Annotated in this window: 16 protein-coding genes and 1 pseudogene; 9 read left to right on the top strand and 8 right to left on the bottom strand. The window is 35.5% G+C overall.

The genetic code is table 11. The annotated features are described in order from the left end of the window. Positions 1-31 precede the first annotated feature (31 nt). Both HCX49_RS04945 and HCX49_RS25655 read left to right on the top strand, forming a co-directional pair. A pseudogene (locus HCX49_RS04945) lies at positions 32-814 on the top strand (sulfatase-like hydrolase/transferase). A 28-nt stretch (positions 815-842) separates the two neighbouring features. Then, the gene (locus HCX49_RS25655) at positions 843-1,469 is read left to right on the top strand and encodes a sulfatase-like hydrolase/transferase (RefSeq protein ID WP_260291964.1); all 627 of its coding nucleotides are present in this window, start codon (positions 843-845) and stop codon (positions 1,467-1,469) included. 130 nt (positions 1,470-1,599) lie between these two features. Here HCX49_RS25655 and HCX49_RS04940 read toward each other — a convergent pair whose 3' ends face one another. Continuing rightward, entirely contained in the window at positions 1,600-4,080 is a 2,481-nt protein-coding gene (locus tag HCX49_RS04940; protein WP_168126366.1) for a WG repeat-containing protein, read from the bottom strand. Positions 4,081-4,133: 53 nt separating this feature from the next. Beyond that, positions 4,134-6,437, bottom strand: coding sequence for a WG repeat-containing protein (locus tag HCX49_RS04935; RefSeq protein ID WP_168126365.1), 2,304 nt, complete (start codon positions 6,435-6,437; stop codon positions 4,134-4,136). 209 nt (positions 6,438-6,646) lie between these two features. Here HCX49_RS04935 and HCX49_RS04930 point away from each other — a divergent pair, with 209 nt between their 5' ends. Then, the gene (locus HCX49_RS04930; protein WP_132767697.1) at positions 6,647-7,006 is read left to right on the top strand and encodes a bleomycin resistance protein; all 360 of its coding nucleotides are present in this window, start codon (positions 6,647-6,649) and stop codon (positions 7,004-7,006) included. 14 nt (positions 7,007-7,020) lie between these two features. Here HCX49_RS04930 and HCX49_RS04925 read toward each other — a convergent pair whose 3' ends face one another. After that, a complete protein-coding gene (locus HCX49_RS04925; RefSeq protein ID WP_168126364.1) occupies positions 7,021-7,884 on the bottom strand; it encodes a GLPGLI family protein in 864 nt (287 codons plus the stop codon). Positions 7,885-8,332: 448 nt separating this feature from the next. Between HCX49_RS04925 and HCX49_RS04920 the strand changes: the two genes are divergently transcribed. Next, on the top strand, positions 8,333-8,887 hold the full coding sequence (locus HCX49_RS04920) for a tetratricopeptide repeat protein (protein ID WP_168126363.1): 555 nt from the start codon (positions 8,333-8,335) through the stop codon (positions 8,885-8,887). An 89-nt stretch (positions 8,888-8,976) separates the two neighbouring features. On the opposite strand, the gene HCX49_RS04915 is transcribed toward HCX49_RS04920, so the two are convergent. The 4 genes from HCX49_RS04915 to HCX49_RS04900 form a co-directional block, all read right to left on the bottom strand. Next, complete coding sequence (locus HCX49_RS04915) at positions 8,977-9,213, bottom strand: hypothetical protein (protein ID WP_132767691.1); 237 nt, start codon at positions 9,211-9,213, stop codon at positions 8,977-8,979. A 117-nt stretch (positions 9,214-9,330) separates the two neighbouring features. Further along, the gene (locus HCX49_RS04910) at positions 9,331-10,866 is read right to left on the bottom strand and encodes a TlpA family protein disulfide reductase (RefSeq protein ID WP_168126362.1); all 1,536 of its coding nucleotides are present in this window, start codon (positions 10,864-10,866) and stop codon (positions 9,331-9,333) included. Beyond that, on the bottom strand, positions 10,863-11,621 hold the full coding sequence (locus HCX49_RS04905) for a LytR/AlgR family response regulator transcription factor (RefSeq protein WP_168126361.1): 759 nt from the start codon (positions 11,619-11,621) through the stop codon (positions 10,863-10,865). Before HCX49_RS04905 ends, HCX49_RS04910 begins: the two co-directional genes overlap by 4 nt. Positions 11,622-11,625: 4 nt before the next feature. Continuing rightward, the gene (locus HCX49_RS04900) at positions 11,626-13,380 is read right to left on the bottom strand and encodes a sensor histidine kinase (RefSeq protein WP_168126360.1); all 1,755 of its coding nucleotides are present in this window, start codon (positions 13,378-13,380) and stop codon (positions 11,626-11,628) included. 42 nt (positions 13,381-13,422) lie between these two features. Here HCX49_RS04900 and HCX49_RS25650 point away from each other — a divergent pair, with 42 nt between their 5' ends. Together HCX49_RS25650 and HCX49_RS04895 are read left to right on the top strand one after the other, a co-directional pair. After that, positions 13,423-13,548 carry a hypothetical protein gene (locus HCX49_RS25650; RefSeq protein WP_259192630.1) on the top strand — a complete coding sequence of 42 codons (126 nt, stop codon included), beginning with the start codon at positions 13,423-13,425 and terminating at the stop codon, positions 13,546-13,548. A gap of 120 nt (positions 13,549-13,668) precedes the next feature. After that, the gene (locus tag HCX49_RS04895; protein WP_168126359.1) at positions 13,669-14,169 is read left to right on the top strand and encodes a hypothetical protein; all 501 of its coding nucleotides are present in this window, start codon (positions 13,669-13,671) and stop codon (positions 14,167-14,169) included. An 88-nt stretch (positions 14,170-14,257) separates the two neighbouring features. Here HCX49_RS04895 and HCX49_RS04890 read toward each other — a convergent pair whose 3' ends face one another. Beyond that, positions 14,258-15,091, bottom strand: a complete 834-nt coding sequence (locus HCX49_RS04890) for an AraC family transcriptional regulator (RefSeq protein ID WP_206368241.1) — start codon at positions 15,089-15,091, stop codon at positions 14,258-14,260. Between the two features lie 83 nt (positions 15,092-15,174). Between HCX49_RS04890 and HCX49_RS04885 the strand changes: the two genes are divergently transcribed. Genes HCX49_RS04885 through HCX49_RS04875 form a run of 3 tightly spaced genes read left to right on the top strand, consistent with a single transcriptional unit; the run spans position 15,175 to position 17,719 of the window. Beyond that, entirely contained in the window at positions 15,175-16,122 is a 948-nt protein-coding gene (locus tag HCX49_RS04885) for an NADP-dependent oxidoreductase (protein ID WP_168126358.1), read from the top strand. Positions 16,123-16,136: 14 nt separating this feature from the next. Continuing rightward, the gene (locus HCX49_RS04880) at positions 16,137-17,093 is read left to right on the top strand and encodes an alpha/beta hydrolase (RefSeq protein WP_206368239.1); all 957 of its coding nucleotides are present in this window, start codon (positions 16,137-16,139) and stop codon (positions 17,091-17,093) included. Continuing rightward, a complete protein-coding gene (locus HCX49_RS04875; RefSeq protein WP_168126357.1) occupies positions 17,090-17,719 on the top strand; it encodes an NAD(P)H-dependent oxidoreductase in 630 nt (209 codons plus the stop codon). The genes HCX49_RS04880 and HCX49_RS04875 overlap by 4 nt, the downstream gene beginning before the upstream one ends. Positions 17,720-17,785: the final 66 nt, after the last annotated feature.

Here is a 17,785-nt window from a genome sequence, read left to right as displayed (position 1 = left end):
TACCTTAAAAAAAAGGCATTTATTAACCCTTATGATCGCGGGTATTTTTATTCCGCTTAGTATAATTGCACAAAATAAAAAGAGCAAACCAAATGTTATCTTTATTTACGTAGATGATTTGGGATATGGTGATTTAAGCTGTTATGGTGCAAAGGCTATTTCGACACCAAATACAGATAAATTGGCCACAAATGGACTGCGATTTACGCGTTGACATGCAACCTCTGCAACCTGTACTCCTTCCAGATTCGGTTTAATGACCGGTCAGTATCCCTGGAGAAAACCGGGAAGAAATATTCTTCCCGGAGATGCAGCTTTGATTATACCAACAGATCAGATTACCTTGCCTAAGGTATTTAAAAATGAAGGTTATACCACTGCTATCATTGGTAAATGGCACTTAGGATTAGGTGACCAAATTAATAAGGATTGGAATGCGGATATTAAACCAGGACCAAATGAGGTCGGGTTTGATTATTCATATATATTTCCTGCAACAGCTGACAGAGTTCCGACCGTCTTTATGGAGAACCATCGGATAATAGGCCTGGATCCCAAAGATCCTATTAACGTCAATTATAAAAATAAAATAGGAAATGATCCTACTGGAAAGGAACATCCTGAATTGTTAAAGTTACAATCTTCTGTTGGTCATAACCATACGATCGTAAACGGTATAGGAAGAATTGGCTATATGTCCGGTGGAAAACAAACAAGATGGACAGACGAAGAATTGGGAACTACGTTTTTAGCTAAAGCTCAGGATTTCATAGCGCAAAATCATAAGAAACCATTTTTCCTGTATACTGCATGATATTCATGTGCCGCGAATGCCTGCCACCATGTTTAAGGGTAAAAGCAACTTAGGCTATCGGGGTGATGCTATTTTGGAAATGGATTGGATCGTTGGTCAAATAACAAAGCAACTTCATGAACTTGGTATTGAACAGAATACGATGATCGTTTTCAGCAGTGACAATGGCCCTGTACTGGATGATGGATATGCTGATAAAGCAGAAGAACTAAACGGAATTCACAGTCCCGCAGGTCCACTACGGGGATGGAAAACGGACCTATATGAAGGTGGAACCCGTGTCCCTTTTATTATCAGCTGGCCCGCACACATTAAACCTGCTGTAAGTCAAGAATTGGTTTGTCAGATTGATTTCGTTGCCAGTTTTGCCAGTTATTTCAATCAAAAACTTCCAGATGGACAAGCATCTGATAGTCAAAATTTATGGGATACCTTTGTTGGCAACGCGAAACAAGGAAGAAAGACATTGATACAAGAAGGATATAGCAACCTTGCTATTGTATCTGGAGACTGGAAGTATATACCTCCATTTGGAAAAAATGGTCCTCAACTCTACAATCTTAAAGAAGATCTTGCGGAAGAAATAAATGTATTCGATCAATTTCAGGAACAAGCCGCCATACTAGAGGCATTATTTAAGCAAGAGAAAAATTAAATTAGGATATACACTCATCACTAAATTTAATCATATCTTGCTTTAATTATTTATAAAAAACATCTTCAATTGATAATTGAAGATGTTTTCACAGCGTGAGAATTTACAAGACTTTTTAAATCTAAAACTCTTATTTTATTTTGAGATAATCTCCTTTTTCATCGATATATTTCCAGACTGCTTCCCGATAAACCAGCAACGGGAAGATGTTTTGCTTTGTATCTAAAGGTGAATCGAAGAAGGTGGGTGCATCAAATAAGATTTCTTCAAATTCAATAGGCACGATTACATTTCCTTTAGCATCCGATATGCCAAATTTGTTATTTTTTTGAAGCAGAAAATAAGTTCCATTCTGAAGGGCCCGAATTTGTGTGTATTCAACCGGTAGCACCTCTTTTCCTGTGGTAAGATCTCCCAATCCATACAGATATTCATAACCGTTTACTTTTGGTAAAAAGACTGAATTATTAATAAACACAGATTCTTCGTGGTTTAGCCTAGAATTTGTGAGATCATATGTCAGGGGAAAGATCAATGCTCCCTTTTTATTGATAAAACCCATTTTAAAAACCAGTGCACGGCTGTCTGAGTTTTCAGATTGACATACCATAGCGGCATCGCCCCGGAAATCAAATGCCCAAACATATTTCGGTGAGACGATTACCTCACCCATATTGTTGATATAGCCATATCCTTTTTCGTTGTATAGCAAAGCCATGTCACCTTTATAGGGCAAGATCACCGTTTCCTTACCGGGATCCTTTGGCAGATAACCTTCTTTTACATAGGTTACACTAAATGCTCCTTTGAATTCTTTTTTTGCCTTAATATCATAAAGAACCCCGGTTTTGTCATTTTTCGACACTAATAGAAGATTGGGATTATTGATCGGATAAACAGATTGATAATCAAACGCCTGCAGCTCCATGTCATCCATATTGAGTAAAAGATATTTTCCTTTTATATCTTTTATTAAACAGTATTTAACTCCTATGGTGTCTATTCCTTGAATAGCTGTCTCCAATATCTTTTTTCCTGCAAGATCATACAGATCACTACTCTGATTATCCATATCATCCGCCTCTTTTTTCCGGACATTGTTTGCTTTTATAAGGTTTCTATTCCCGAATTTCCCCATAATAAAGCTATCGTAAACGGGTGGAATGATTTCCTTTCTGGTATCTAAATCGTAAATGCCCATTTGTCCATTTTTGATGAATGTCATCAGATTTTTCGGCGCATCATAGAGTTCGGAAATCCCTTCAAAATCGCTTAACATCAGGTGTCCATCTTGATCAAATAGGCTGGAGATTTTATTTTTCTCGGTAATGATATATTGCTCTTTTGGTTCGTTGTTCTTAAACTTAAAAAGATCAATCTTATAATATTGTGGCTCAATATAGATGTTTGTATTGGCAAAATACAAACCATAATATGCGCCTTTTTTAATCTTAAAAGTAGCTAGGTTATTACTGCCGGATGAGTAAAAGTAATCATTGACATGTGTTATTTCTCCATTCTCGATTTCGAAAAGCACCTTCCGCATCTTATCCATCAGATAAGACTTTTGCTGTTTTTTAACAACAAAATAATCGTCGTATACTTTTATATCATCATATTCATTTGGTATAATAACTGACCCTGTTAGGTCTGAAATTCCTTTTTTATGCTGTTTTGTGGTCAACAGATATTCTCCATAATAACCTAAATATGAATTATCGTTAGGCAGTTCGATATTATCGAAATCAAATGGTATTTTCAGATCACCGTCCTGCCCGTATACACCATACTTGTTATTTTCTTTTACAAGTAAAACACCTGTTAATATTTTGGCATCAACAAACTCTCTTTTTGATGGTATATGTATGATAAGCGGTTGTCCATTTTTTGAAAAGGAAGCCACCCAGTTATCACTCCGCATATTCCAATGTGCATGCTCGTATTTAAATGGAACGAGCACTTTTTCACTCCAATCCATGACTCCCCACTTACCATTTTGCTGTGCATATACATAGGCTGAACCATTGCCACATCCACCACAATAATCAAATGCATCATAGCCCTGACTGGTCGTTACTTTATTTTGCAATTTACTGTATAAATACCATTTCCCATTTTGTTTAACATCAAAATATTCACCATCTAAATATCCGATATCATCGAAATAAGGTAAAAAAGTTTTATCAGCTAAAAATAAGCTGACCTTTCCATTGCGCTTTACCTTCCAGAACTGCCGAAATTCGATATCAATATCATCGTAGTCTGCTGCTAACAAAAGATCTCCTTTTGGCGAAATAATTCCGATTTTTCCATTTTTCAGATACTTCAATACACTTTTTGGAAGAAAATCTGCTTCCTCTTTAATCTCACGTTGATAATCTTGTACTGAATACGCATCGTTAAAACTTACGGGGGTAGTTTCTGCAAGTTCAATTTTCTCCCCATGCACATTAATATAATAAACCCGACCTTTATCTGTTATTTTCGCGAAGCCATTTCTAAAAGGTGCCATACGATCTTCTTCAACATATGAACTGCTTATTTGTGCTGCTGCAGGATTTGAAAAACAAAGTGTTGCAGCAAAACAGCATGCAGTAAGTATAAAATTCAAATTCTTGTATTTTAAATATGATGAAAATGATGTCATAAGCGATTATATTTAGATTAATAAGAGCGTTCTTTTGCTTTTATGGAATACTTTTGACCATCTTTCCCAACGAAGTAATACCAGTCACCCTCTTTTACCAATAAGGGCCAGGTTTTTTGATCTCCTTCATAATTCCTACGAATATCATCATATAGGGGCGCTACAAGGATATTACCAGCCCAATCTGCCAATCCATACTTGCTCCCTTTCGCAAAGGTAAAATTAGGATCTGCACTACTTGTCTCTATGTCATGGTATTCTGCTCCTAAAATAACCGTACCGTCTCGTCGTACTAACATCTGGCTATCTTTTCTAGCAAAAACTAACATTTCAGCATCTGCGCCAGCGGCATACACTTCATTATACTCAAATGGAACGACTGTTTTACCTTCCAAATCAATCATTCCTTTCAAGTATTTGAATCCACTAGAGGCTTCTTTGTTTTCGATCTTCTTTGCTGCAACAGCATATCCATCGTAAAAACAATCAACTTGATCAATGCCCGTAAATCTTTTCTCCTGACCTAAGGTATCAATAAAAAGATTTCCTTCTCCCGCATATATCTTTTTCAGCCCAAAATAAAACCCACTCAAAGTATGCTTATTATAATTGGGGAAACGAATAAGGTGATAATTACCCTCTACCTTCCATGAAGGGTTCGCATAGATCTTCGTACCATCAAAAGTGGTCAATTGATAAACACCTTCTTTCGTTTCGATCTGCAGAAAACTGTCATTCACCACATGTACATCGGTAATATCAGCTCCTAATTTACGAAGCTTACGTTGTTTGATATCATAGAGTAAAAACTCGTAATTATAATCGGCAATCAGTTTCCGCAGTAGAAAGAAACGGTGATTCAGTAATGTAATATACTGTTCATGCGCTGCAAAAATAATCTCGTTTTGATCCAGATCAAACAATCCAATTTTTAATGCAATACTTCCTTCTTCTTTTCCTTCTGAGAATACAATAAAACGATTCGCGAGATCGAATTCGTTTTGTACTGCTTCTTTGGAATATTGATAAGAATCATTAAATGTGTATTGAACTGGTAATATTTCGGTTCCAGTTTCATCCACAATTCCAGATTTTAGTTCGGAGTCTACAAGAAAGAATGACTTACCTCTGTAATAGTGAAATTGTATATTCTTGTATTTACCACATGGGATAATTGTTTTTCCGTTCCAGCTGTACAGCCCTTTTTTTCCAGCCTTCGTGACTTCTATAAAATAGGGTGCCTGGTTTATCTGCTGCTCATAAATTAACTTCAATCTGACATCTTCTGGAGGTTTTCTGGCCAACATTTTCTCGGTTAATGCATCGGAGCCGGTGTCATATTTATGATGGCCATTTGCCGCTAAAAATCTTATCTCCTCAAATTGAAAATCCAAAAGTGTTTTTCCCTGCATATCAACCACTCCGTATTTACCGGATTTTTTGGCTATTCCCAGATTTCTAATAAAAGGATCCAATGATTCAAATGCAGGCGATACAATTACTTTTTGGGTAGTGGGATCAATAACTCCAAACAAGTCTTTTTGCTTAAATATCAGAAGCTTTGATCCTTCAATTGCTTTATAGTCCGTATTTCCTGAAAGTAATATGGTACCTGTAGTATCCATTAAATAAAGCTGTTTATTTTTTGTTCCCTCAATATAGGTCTGCTGCCCCCCTACGATATACCTTAAATAGTCATCATACTCGACGGGGATGATAACTTGCCCGCTAGCTTTGGCAAGTCCACTTTTATCCGCCGTGCGAACCTCCACATACTCGTCAGAAAAAAATTTTGTGATATATTCATATTCAGGCTCATGTACTAATTTACCATCAGAGGCTGAAGCCCAGCCCCAAAGATTATTTTTGGCAATTCCAATACTATTTTTATTAATAACTGTGGTATTCTGAAATTCTAAGGGAATAATGATGTTGCCCTTATCATCAGCGACTCCGGTTTTACCATCTTTTTTTAAAATGATGTATTTGTAATCGTATGGTATTCCCGCATACCACTGTCCTTCGTATTCCGTAGCGAGCTCAATTTCATCATAATCGATAGGAACGACCATGTTTCCCTTATCATTCAAGACACCATAATGCCCCTTCTTCACGACAACAAATAGATCTGCATCATGTTCTTCCACATCATCTATGAAATGATTGCCATCCAGATGATAAAAATATTCTTTTCTATCTTTTTTGACTTTTACTAAAGGAGACATCGAACCTCCGAAGCCTATCGCATCTGCAGTCTGAACTGTCTGCGAAAAACCTAAAACAGTTGATAATAAGAGTGAAAAAATAAGAATATGCTTCATTGATAACCCGTTTCTCCAAATATCTAGATTTTCAACCGAAAAATACACCCCTGAAATCCGCTAATTTTATTCTTTTAACATCCTCATAATTAATGGCTGTATATCATTGTTCAAAAATAAATCGTTAATTTTATACATACAGTATATATGATGTTAAAGTTTTCTAGTCATACATACAGGTTTAACATCGCTAAATAAAGAATAAAACTATGCTAACAGCAATACATCCGAAGTTACCTATGCGCGATAAATCGCTAACAAAAGACTATTATGTCAAGCAATTAGGTTTTGAAACTTTCGGCGACCACGACTATGAAGGTTATTTAATGCTTTTCAAAGAAGGTATTGAAATTCACTTTTTTGAATTTAAAGAACTTGATCCGAAAGAAAATTATGGCCAGGTTTACATTAGAACGGACAATATTGAGACCGTTTATCAGCAGTTCTTAGACAATAATGTCGCTATTCATCCAAATGCTCCTCTGGAAATTAAATCGTGGGGGCAAAAAGAATTTTCGTTGCTCGATCCTGACAACAATCTATTAACTTTTGGACAAGGTGTCGATTGAATTTATAATACAATTTAAAGCTCAATCCAATTATTATCTTTTCTTATCACCTCATTCAACCTTTCTTGAGCCGCTTTTCTATCCTCAGCAATACTTCCGCCATTTGATTCCATTATGGAAAGCATATTTTTTTGATAGTACCTTCTATCTTTGAACAGCTTATCTTTGTTGATTTTTTTAATTTCAACATTTTCTTTTTTGTTTAATTCTATATCCTCGTCTACATTTTGAATAGACTGAAATTCAAATTTCCATGTTTTACTTGAATCTTCTAATCTTAAAATTAGTCCCGGTAATTTCCCGAATTTGTAAGGCCCATCCGATATTGGAATTTCTGTTGAAAACCAAGCTGTCCAATGCCTACCGCCAAAGTCTATTTCAGCTTTTTGACAAAGAAACTGATCAATGGTAATTGTGTCTGAAGATAATTTCCAACTGTCCATTGCTGTAGCAGGCTCTGTATAATAATTTATTTCTTTAACATGATTTAAATTGCTGCCTGAATATTCATCATAGACTTTGATCTGTCCAGTATTAGATTTTAATATTTGATAATTCAGGTTATTGATCTTTCCAATTGTCACAACCACTGGCGCAGAAAGTTGGATAACTTTATTATTAATATAAGCTGCATAAGTGGCATCTTGCTCAGCTTTATGAAGTGTTCTAAATAAAGAAACCGTATCTGATAACAGCAACTCGGTCAACTCGGTAGTTTTAGATGCTGTATTTAAACTATCCATTTGAAAAGTCATATTATACAGTACCTTTTTATGTACTTTCAAACGATCAGATTGGGCATAAATAGCCGTACTGAAAAACAATGCAACAGTTGAAACTGATAATGATAATAATTTTACGCGTTTATTTAAGTTCATATTTATGTGGAGTATTGATTGAGTCTACTTTCTAAACACATTGAAAACATTGGTTTTTTGAAGTTAACAATTTCTCTTGTAATGACAAAATTATTTACCACATAAAAAAGTATGTACTAGGGTTAATAATAAGGTTATTAAAAACAATGAATTCTAGAATAAAGTAACAAAAAATTAATAATCAATAGGGGAAAGCTTTCAAACTGAGGGTAAAGTGTATGACTATAAATCAAATATTGCGGAAAGCTGTACTATAAAAGTGTTTTAGAATTATGTAAATTGAAATTGTTTTATAACACATCACATCATGTACAGATACAAAAGTAAGCGTTTTTCACTTAAAGATTTGGAAGAAATTATGCATAAATCTCAACATGGAGATTCAGATAGTCAATAATTACTTGCAAATTATTATGATGATGCATTATGGATTGATGAAGAACCCATCTTGCAACAAGATAAAAAAGAAGCATTCGATTTAACAGAAGCGGCCTATAGGAATGGTAGCAAACAAGCTATGATAAGCTACGCCAATTATTTATCTGTTGGGTATGCCTGTGACAAAAACGAAGCGCTAGCAAAAAAACTATATAAAGAAGCGATTAAAGCAAATGACTGTTTAGGTGCTTTTAATTTAGCTCGTTTGTATACTACGAATGGGAAATATAAAAAAGCATTTGAGTTTTATCATCTAGCGGACAATATGGGTAAATATTGTGCATTAGAAATAGGAACGTGTTATTATTATGGAATTGGAACCAAGCAGGACATTAAAAGGGCAATTTGTTATTATAAATCTATTTTAAGGTTAGAAAAGTATTATTCCGCCTACGAATTTGAAGAGGCTAATTATATATTGGCAAAATTGTATTTGGAAGGAATTCACTTACCCAGGTCTCTTTCAAAAGCAAGAAAACTCTTAAATATGGCTAACATAGACCGAGATCACAGAAGTGCCCAGAATATCCAAGCGATGTTAAAAAATTCCCATAACTCCTACTGATATGGTGTAGATAAGGATTATGATGAGGAAAAGATTTAAGATACAGATCAACATTGAGGATATCGCAGCTGATCTGTATAATTTAATGACTAATCTTCATCATGGTCTTCTCCAGCTAGCGAGAACTTGATTGATTTTTGAGGATAATCATCAAAACTTTTTCTACTGGTATTACCAATTACTTTTTTAAGGCTTACTTTATCTCCTAATCTAAAATGAAGTTCTACTAACTGATAGTCCAATAAATATGGCCCACAAAAGTAATTACCCTTTTCGTCTTGCTCAATTATTCCTTGATATAGCCCTCTTTTTGTTTCTCTTGGCATGTTATTATATTTATGGGACAAAGATACGAAGAGTAAAGGCATTTTAAACTATTAACACAAAAGATAATAATAAATGGTCTGAATTACATGATCATCCTATTCATCATGATCTCTAAATCAGAGTTGTGCTTTCAACATATCTAACGATAATCCCTGCATACTGGTAATCGTTTCGGAATCATAGCTTCCATCAGGTTTTAGCATAATATACGAAGGAAAACCACCTTTATTAAATAAATTCATCGCTTCGCTTGTCACCTTTTCATTAACAAATACATGAATACCGGGCTGCTCTATTTCAAGCACTTTATTTTTCCATTTCTCTTCACTTGAACTGGATGATGTGCAGATATAGACAAATTCAATTGGTAAATCAGCTTCTTTTGCTTGTTTATGTAGCTCTTTACTATAAGGCATTGCTTGAATACATGGGATACACCAGGTTGCCCAAAAATCAATTACAACAAGTTTATTTGGAAATGTAGATTTCAAATCTCGCAAAAAATCAGCCCCAGATTGATGTTCATCGATATAAAGTAATGCTCCAGATCCGGTTTTTAATATGTGTTTTCCAAGCGTTGATGCAACATTTTCTTTGACATTTTCTTTAACAGTTGATGCCTGGTTGATTGAATCAATTTTCTCAATCTTACTGTCCAACATGGCAATCTGAGATCGTACATACTCGCTAGACCACTTGAAATGCAGGGTCGGTGCTAATTGTTTATAAAGATCACGCTGAAGTTTAACATCTCTATCTTCTAGCTGTAACTTGATTAAATCTGCGTAAGCTGCCGGTAATATGCTATCGCAGTAATTAGCAAGATTGACATGACTATATTTTTGACCGGTAGTTTTAAAAGAGGATCTTACATAATAATTCAAAAATTGTATATATGCCCGTGAGTTATTTGATATCGCGTAAACAGGAGTCAGTAAGTCTTCTATCTGTTTTACTTGAATATTGTTTTCAAGTAAATATTTCAATTTTTCTTCATAATAACTGGCCGCTGTTTCACTTTTGACTAAATATTGATAAGTATCGCCATATGTAGTATAGAACATGTCATTAACACGATCCTGAACAGCAAATAAGCTATCTAGATTAGTTAAGAATGCTGTATCTTTTTTATTTAGATCCTGCAATTTCGTTGAAAAACTTTCATTATGTTTTTTATCGAATAATATATAATTATTCATCACCTCATTTTTTTTACCATCTTTACCACCAAAAGTAACTCCCTCGCCATTCCAGTAAACAAATTTCTTTTTCAATTTGTCCAGATCGAAGGTGAGCTCCAGTTCTTCATTTAAATAGATACAGATATATGCATATTCTCCAAACGTGAACCATATTTGCTGATTCATTAATTTATCTGGTATGACAATACTAAAAGTGCCATCTGGAGCTACTTTGGTTGTATAACTTGATTGAAAAGGATTTCCAGCATTCACGATGCTATATTTAATCGTAATTCTTTCGAGATCGGGCGGGCTTGCATGTAACACTTTTCCCTTTATCTGAGCTTGTACTTGATGAGTAGATTGTGTATCAAAAGCCGCATCTGTAAGTGGCATTGGATGAGTTTTTCCCTGAGCAAATAAAGCTATTGGAAAAACGATGCTAAAAAAGTAAATAATAAGAGTTTTCATGGTTTTATAATCTGGTTTAAAATTTGATATACATATTCTTTTTTCTGTCTGGCAATTGGTACCAAAAAATTATGTTGCATATGAACTGCCGGATTATCTCCTTTAGTATACCCCAACACATGCTTCGGATTTATGAGATGGCTCTGATGTGTTCTTATAAATCCATATTGACTTAACATTTCATCGTATTCTTTAAGGGTCTTACTGATCACAATTGGTTCTCCCTCCGACAGGTAGATCTCGGTATAATTATCATCTGCACGACATCGAACAATTTGAGCAACGGCAATATACCGGGTTTCTCTTCCAGTACTTAAAGCAATTTTATCTTCATCATGTTGCTTGTTATTGAGATTCTGGATTAAGTTCTCCAGATTGGCATTGTATTTCTTCTGCTTAATTTTTTCAACGGCTTTATACAATGCTTCTTCCAACTCTTGTATATTCAATGGTTTGAGCAGATAATCCAATGCTGAAAACTTAACAGCCCGAATTCCAAATTTATCATAAGCCGTTACAAAAATCACTTCAAAACTACGCTCTCCTATTTCCTGTAACAGATCAAAACCATTTTTTTGAGGCATTTGAATATCTAGAAAAATTAACTCCGGTTGTGTATTTTTTATCAGTAAAACACCTTCGTCAGCATGGGTAGCTGTACCGACCAACTGTAGATTATCCCTATACTTTTCTAAATAAGAACTTAATATTTCGATGTTGTTTACCTCATCGTCTATAATTACATATCTGATCATCTGATTAATTTTTAGAAATCCAGTTAGAAATTAGGATACAGACCTGAGTTTTATTGTTAGTAGTCTTAATCTCAATATGAAATGTATTTTCTGGATAAAGCTTATTAAGTAAATTTAGACGTTCTTTGCTCAATCGAAGACCATATCCACTTTCATTATTTTCAACCGTATAATCAAATCCGGCTCCATTATCTTCGACACAAATACGCATGGTCTGTCCAAGCTGATCAATGATAATACTGATCATACCTGTATTTCCTAATATAGCGATACCATGTTTTACGGCATTCTCAACTATAGGCTGTAATAACATAGTTGGTATTTCAATGAGATCTGCATGAACAGAAATTTTATTTTCTATCTGATAATGAAAACCAAACCTTAACTGTTCCATTTGTAAATAATCGTCCAATAATTGTAATTCTTCACTTAGTGGATTCATTTCTTTTTCTGCATTTTCTAATGTTGCGCGAGTAACCGATGCAAATTTACTTAGGTAATGATTGGTTCCGATCAAATCATTCTTTTGAATCAAATTTTGAATGGAATTGATAGCATTGAACATAAAATGGGGATTTAACTGTGCCTGAATATTCTTGATCTGTAGTGTAACCGCCTGCTTTTGCTGCTGTACTTGCTTCATCTTTCTCCGACTTCGAGACCTCATCATGAAGAATCCAGCACATACCATAATTGAACCGGCTAAAAGATAGGGCCATATGATAGGCCACACCGCTTGTGTGGTCTTTATTGCTGTCGGCACTATTTGATAGGAAATGCGCAAGATCTCGCTATCTTTATATTCCGAAAGATCTCCGGTTTTATGCACCAGCAGCTCATACTGACCTACTTCATTCAAATATTGATTTGAAATGGTAAACTTGTCTAACTGTGTCCACCACTCCAGACGAACTGTATCCACCTGACCATTGCTATTTTTAATTAAATGAATGGAATAAGGAACGGTCTCATGCTTCTCAAATTCTAGATCAAATTCAGTAATACTATCTTTCTGAAAGGTCCATCCTACCGGAACTCCAGTATGCGTATCATAGGATTGAACCTGCCCCTTATTCAAAGAGTCGTTTAATACATTGAAATACCCGTATTCTCCTGATCCTCTTGCTACCAGCTGCTTCAGTACGGGGCGATTATTTTTACGCCAGTCAATGATATAACCATCTCTGATGCCGTAATTCTTCTTATGCCTGACCTCTACAAGGATCTGTTTTCCGGGATAATTAAAAGTGCCTATAGCACCATAAGGGACTTTGGCTCCATACTCCATTGACAATTTAGGTATCGGAGACCAGGGAACTAGTTCGATGCTATCATGCTCTACGACCCGGTAGACATAATCCTTATAATTATCTTTATTAATCCCCATAGCGACAATGATAGCATCGGAACTATCGGGTACAATATAACTATAGTAGACTTTGGATATGTTTTGAACAGGTGCCGTAAAATAGTTTTTAAGTTTAGGGCTCAATTTTATACCGAGCAATATTGGGGAATTGGGAACATTATTCAGGCCAGCTCCAGGTAATTTTACTTTATTATCAAAATTACCATAGACATGCCATAGATATTTAGCTGATTTGACATAGACGATATCATTGCGTACCATCATCCGCTTATCTGTTGAAAAACCATGAAAATGAAAATTATCTCCGAAAAAGTAGTCATTCCCCTGCTGGTCCTGTGCCCAGGTTTTAAAAAATAAAAGTAGCAGCAATAATAAAAGTGTTCTTTTCATTTCTATTTGGTTTATGGATCGAAAATGCTCAAATTAATTGGAATGAAAAAAGAAAATGAGCAATTGGCAGGATGTATTGAGTATCTGGAGAAAAGAGTAAAATATTCCTATAAAGATTTAAATCCTGATCAATTGAAGATCAAGACATACATCCTATTTTCGGATTAATTTGTTATATTTATAAAGTGTAGAGCGTGCTCGAAAGTGCCTTGTGAGAAGTACTTAAAAAAATAAAATACCTTAAAGAACGCAAATAGAGACTATTTATAAGATTAATTCCGTAAACAGATGACTATACGAAATACCATCCTTTTCTTAAGTATAATCTCCTTGGGATGTACAAATCAAACTACTAAAGTAAACGATAAAAAGACAACTGATAGCTTATCCAAAGTGACAGATAGTTCAATAATCGGCAATTTAACCGCCATACAACCGGTTAAAACTGATTCCACTCTGGGAAAATTATTGATCCGTACTTTTGAAGGAAAAGATGCTTCATCTTCTCAATACACATTAATCGTTCTAAATCAAGAATATAGTGGTGATGGACAGTTCTCTATCAGTATCTTTGATAACAGGAATAAAAAATTGTTCGTAGCACAAGGTAAAAGATATACGTTACGAGGTGAGAATGACACCACACTATGGCAGTTTGTAACGAATGATGATAAATATAGTTTTGAATTTTTAGTTAATGCGGCTGACTCAATTACATTGGTCAATAATCCTTATAGTCAAGATAACCCTATTTTAAAAATGATTTCAAGTGAAAAAATAACGAACTAGTATATTGGGGCACCGTAAATTTAATACACTACATACTCAGTTCTTTCTTAATCAATAAGCTTACGTTCAAATATCTGCTTCTATTTTGTTATCCAGCCGTTTTCTCTCTATATTTTTTTAAACTCAGTCCATGATGGCGTTTAAAAAACTTATTAATATGACTTTCATCCGCAAATCCAAATTCATGTGCAATCTCATGAACTCTTTTATCACTAAACCTTAATCGATGTTCTATTAAGCGGATCCGATACGAAGAGATATACTGTTGTATAGATTCATGACATTGTTTACGAAAATAGCTTCCGAGATAAGTGGAAGATAGTCCAAATTTTTCGGCCATTACTCCTATTTTTAAAAATTCGGGTTGCCGTATATTTTCCTGTATATAATCCAATAATTGCAGTATGCGTGTATCTGCAGTCTGTGAAATATGCTCTGGTTTAACAATCGCAATATTCCTTGCTGCTATGACAAGAATGGCATTGACCAGATGCCTTCTCAAATCTTCATTATAATGCCCATGCTCTTCGCATGCCTGTTGAAGATTTTGCATCAGCAAGCTGACCATCTGCTTGTCTTCCTTATTGACGAGCACAGATCCCGACAAATGAGAGGCATTGTATAATAAGCATTCTATATGGTCGATGCTTTTCCATTGATATTCTTTTATGTAGTTTTCGCCAAAGCGTACGACCATAAACTCATTCATTCCATCGAGATCAAATTCATGACAATCATGTGGTGTCAAAAGAAATAAGTCTCCTGGAAAATAATCAAATTTATTTCCATTGACACCGTGTTTTCCGTTGCCGGAGATAACATATACGAGTTCAAAGAAATTAAACTGTCGATCACGTAAAGGACATACTGAAACTTGTTCGTAAAAAACTTCTAAGGATTGATAGATATTTTCTCTTGCCATGATGCAAAGGTACCCAAATAACACTTAATTGTACCTGTTTTCACCTCCTTTTTCAGTCTATTTTTGCTAATAAAAATTAAGATATGAAGGCAATTGTGTTAGAAAAATTTGGCGAGGTAGAAAATCTGATTTATAAGGATATTGAAAAGCCTATATTAAAACCGGATGAAGTACTGATTGAAGTAAAAGCAATTGGTGTCAATCCTGTGGATGTTAAGGTCCGCAGTAGACAAGCTCCTCTTGCAGAAGATTTAATCAGGTATGATCCATTGATCTTGGGATGGGATGTTTCTGGAGTGGTAATAGAGGTTGGAAGTTTGGTTAAAAAATTTGGGATTGGTGATGAAGTATTTGGAATGGTCAATTTCGTCGGACATGGACGTGCTTATGCTGAATTTGTTGCGGCACCGGAATCGCATCTTGCCTTAAAACCTAATCGGATCAGTCATATTGAAGCTGCTGCCAGCACTTTGGCTGCATTAACAGCGTGGCAAGCATTTACCACATATGGAAAACTGCGCACTCATGATGTCGTATTGATTCATGCCGCATCTGGTGGCGTTGGTCATTTCGCAGTACAGATAGCAAAATATATGGGCGCTTATGTCATCGCGACATCATCGGTACAGAATCGTGATTTTTTGCTCAACATAGGGGCTGATGAACATATTGATTACAACTCAACGGAATTTGAACAGGTCCTTTCGAATGTCGATTTTGTACTGGAGTCAGTGGGGGGTGCTAATTTTCAAAAATCAGTTCAGGTTTTAAAACCTTTTGGCACTATCGTAGCCCTGCCATCGGGACATACGAAAGATGATGAGTTAAAAGCTCGTGAAAAAAATCTTCACGCCTGCTTTTTTATGTCTGTCTATAGTGATGGAGCGGCTATGCAACAAATTGCGCATTTATTAGAAACGGGTATTCTGAAACCTCATATCTCACATGTTTTCAATTTTGATCAGATGAGAGAAGCGCATCTGCAAATTGAATCTGGGAGAACGGTAGGTAAAGTGGCTGTACAATTTTAAAGCAATTTGAAATCATGTTGGGGAATATAGATCCAGAATTATTAGAGGCTATTGCTGCTAGTCCTTACAGTAAAATAAAATATGAATATCTGCTACAAAACGATCCTACAAAAATCAGAGCGGAAGAACTACGTTTGTCTTTAAACGAAGAGCCTTTGATTATACCAGAGCAATTACTTGTTGAAAATATGCTAATTCCCTCTTCCCAGTCTGAAGAACCGATACGTTTGAGAATCTACAAACCAAAAGCTAAGCAAGATTTACCGGTATTGTTATATTTTCATGGTGGCGCATTTATATATGGAACTCCGGAGCAGTATGATTTTATACTCTTTGAATTAGCACTTGAAGTGGGTATGCTTATCGTTTCTGTCGATTATCGATTAGCTCCAGAATATCCTTTCCCTGCAGCTATTGAAGACGGCTACGATACCTTATTATGGCTCTATGAAAATGCGAGCAAACTGGATGGAAATAAAAATATGATCATTATCGGTGGCAGCAGTGCAGGTGCGACAATCGCTGCATCGATTACTCACCTAGCCCGGGATAAAAAGAATAAGATGATCCAACATCAATATTTACTTTATCCTCCTATGTGCGATACGTTGAAGAGTCCATCGATGGACAGTTTAGCAAAAGCACCGATGCAAACAAAAATAGCGGCTACATGGATGTGGAAGCATTATTTATGGAACGGCAGAACCCATGTCCCCAGATACGGGGTGCCATTGCGTGAAGTTAATTTTCATCATTTACCCCATGCGACCATCGTTGTCTGTGAATTTGATCCCTTAAAAGATGAAGGAAAATTGTATGCGGAAAAATTATGTTTAGCTGGCACTTCGGTCGAATTATTGGAAATAAAAGGTGCAGTACATGCCTTTGATTTTTTCCCTTGTCTATTATCGGAAACCTTTTATGCACAGCAAATCGAACTGTTTAAGAAAATTATCAATCAGAAAAAATGAAAAAAATAGTTGTTATCAACGGGCATCCGGATAAATTAAGTTTCAATAGTGCTCTGGCAAATGCTTATATCAAAGCGGCGAAAGAATCAGGTGCTGAAGTACGTTATATTGCTCTTGGGGATTTGGACTTTAATCCTAATTTACAATTTGGCTATAGGCAGAGAATGGAACTGGAGCCCGATCTGCTCCAAGCGCTGCAAACCATTCAATGGGGTGAGCATCAGGTATGGATTCATCCACTCTGGTGGCTCGGCATGCCTGCTCTGATGAAAGGTTTTTTTGACCGAGCATTTCTACCCGGTATTACATTTAGAAAGTCTAAACAGGGTCTAAATGTGGGCTTACTTCAAAACAAGACTGCTAGAATCATAACTACAGCGGGTGATCTAAACCTAAAAACTTATAAAGAGGTTTATGGATCCAGTGGATTGCTTCAATTGAAAAATGGTATTCTGGAATACTGTGGTATCACTTCGATTCAAAGTAGTTTTATTGGACCTCTTGAAAATTTTGATGAAGCTGATCGATTGAAAGCATTAAACGATGTTGCTGATTTAGCGATAGATGATGCAAAAGCGCTACCTATCGGCATAGTAGCTGATGATAGCATCCCATGCATTGGATGAACACATCATTAAAAAGCTCATCTGTATTTTATTGCAGATGAGCTTTTTAATGATGGTTATACATAA

The sequence above is a fragment of the Sphingobacterium sp. B16(2022) genome (assembly GCF_012030425.1).
Taxonomy (GTDB): Bacteria; Bacteroidota; Bacteroidia; order Sphingobacteriales; family Sphingobacteriaceae; genus Sphingobacterium; species Sphingobacterium anhuiense.
Note: the sequence above shows the minus strand (reverse complement) of the source record. Positions and strands in the feature narration are given on the sequence as shown.

Coding starts and splice junctions, on each gene's coding strand:
- HCX49_RS25655 (WP_260291964.1), top strand. CDS start 843: ATGTTTAAGGGTAAAAGCAACTTAGGCTATCGGGGTGATGCTATTTTG.
- HCX49_RS04935 (WP_168126365.1), bottom strand. CDS start 6,437: ATGAAGCATATTCTTATTTTTTCACTCTTATTATCAACTGTTTTAGGT.
- HCX49_RS04930 (WP_132767697.1), top strand. CDS start 6,647: ATGCTAACAGCAATACATCCGAAGTTACCTATGCGCGATAAATCGCTA.
- HCX49_RS04925 (WP_168126364.1), bottom strand. CDS start 7,884: ATGAACTTAAATAAACGCGTAAAATTATTATCATTATCAGTTTCAACT.
- HCX49_RS04915 (WP_132767691.1), bottom strand. CDS start 9,213: ATGCCAAGAGAAACAAAAAGAGGGCTATATCAAGGAATAATTGAGCAA.
- HCX49_RS04910 (WP_168126362.1), bottom strand. CDS start 10,866: ATGAAAACTCTTATTATTTACTTTTTTAGCATCGTTTTTCCAATAGCT.
- HCX49_RS04905 (WP_168126361.1), bottom strand. CDS start 11,621: ATGATCAGATATGTAATTATAGACGATGAGGTAAACAACATCGAAATA.
- HCX49_RS04900 (WP_168126360.1), bottom strand. CDS start 13,380: ATGAAAAGAACACTTTTATTATTGCTGCTACTTTTATTTTTTAAAACC.
- HCX49_RS25650 (WP_259192630.1), top strand. CDS start 13,423: ATGAAAAAAGAAAATGAGCAATTGGCAGGATGTATTGAGTATCTGGAG.
- HCX49_RS04895 (WP_168126359.1), top strand. CDS start 13,669: ATGACTATACGAAATACCATCCTTTTCTTAAGTATAATCTCCTTGGGA.
- HCX49_RS04890 (WP_206368241.1), bottom strand. CDS start 15,091: ATGGCAAGAGAAAATATCTATCAATCCTTAGAAGTTTTTTACGAACAA.
- HCX49_RS04885 (WP_168126358.1), top strand. CDS start 15,175: ATGAAGGCAATTGTGTTAGAAAAATTTGGCGAGGTAGAAAATCTGATT.
- HCX49_RS04880 (WP_206368239.1), top strand. CDS start 16,137: ATGTTGGGGAATATAGATCCAGAATTATTAGAGGCTATTGCTGCTAGT.
- HCX49_RS04875 (WP_168126357.1), top strand. CDS start 17,090: ATGAAAAAAATAGTTGTTATCAACGGGCATCCGGATAAATTAAGTTTC.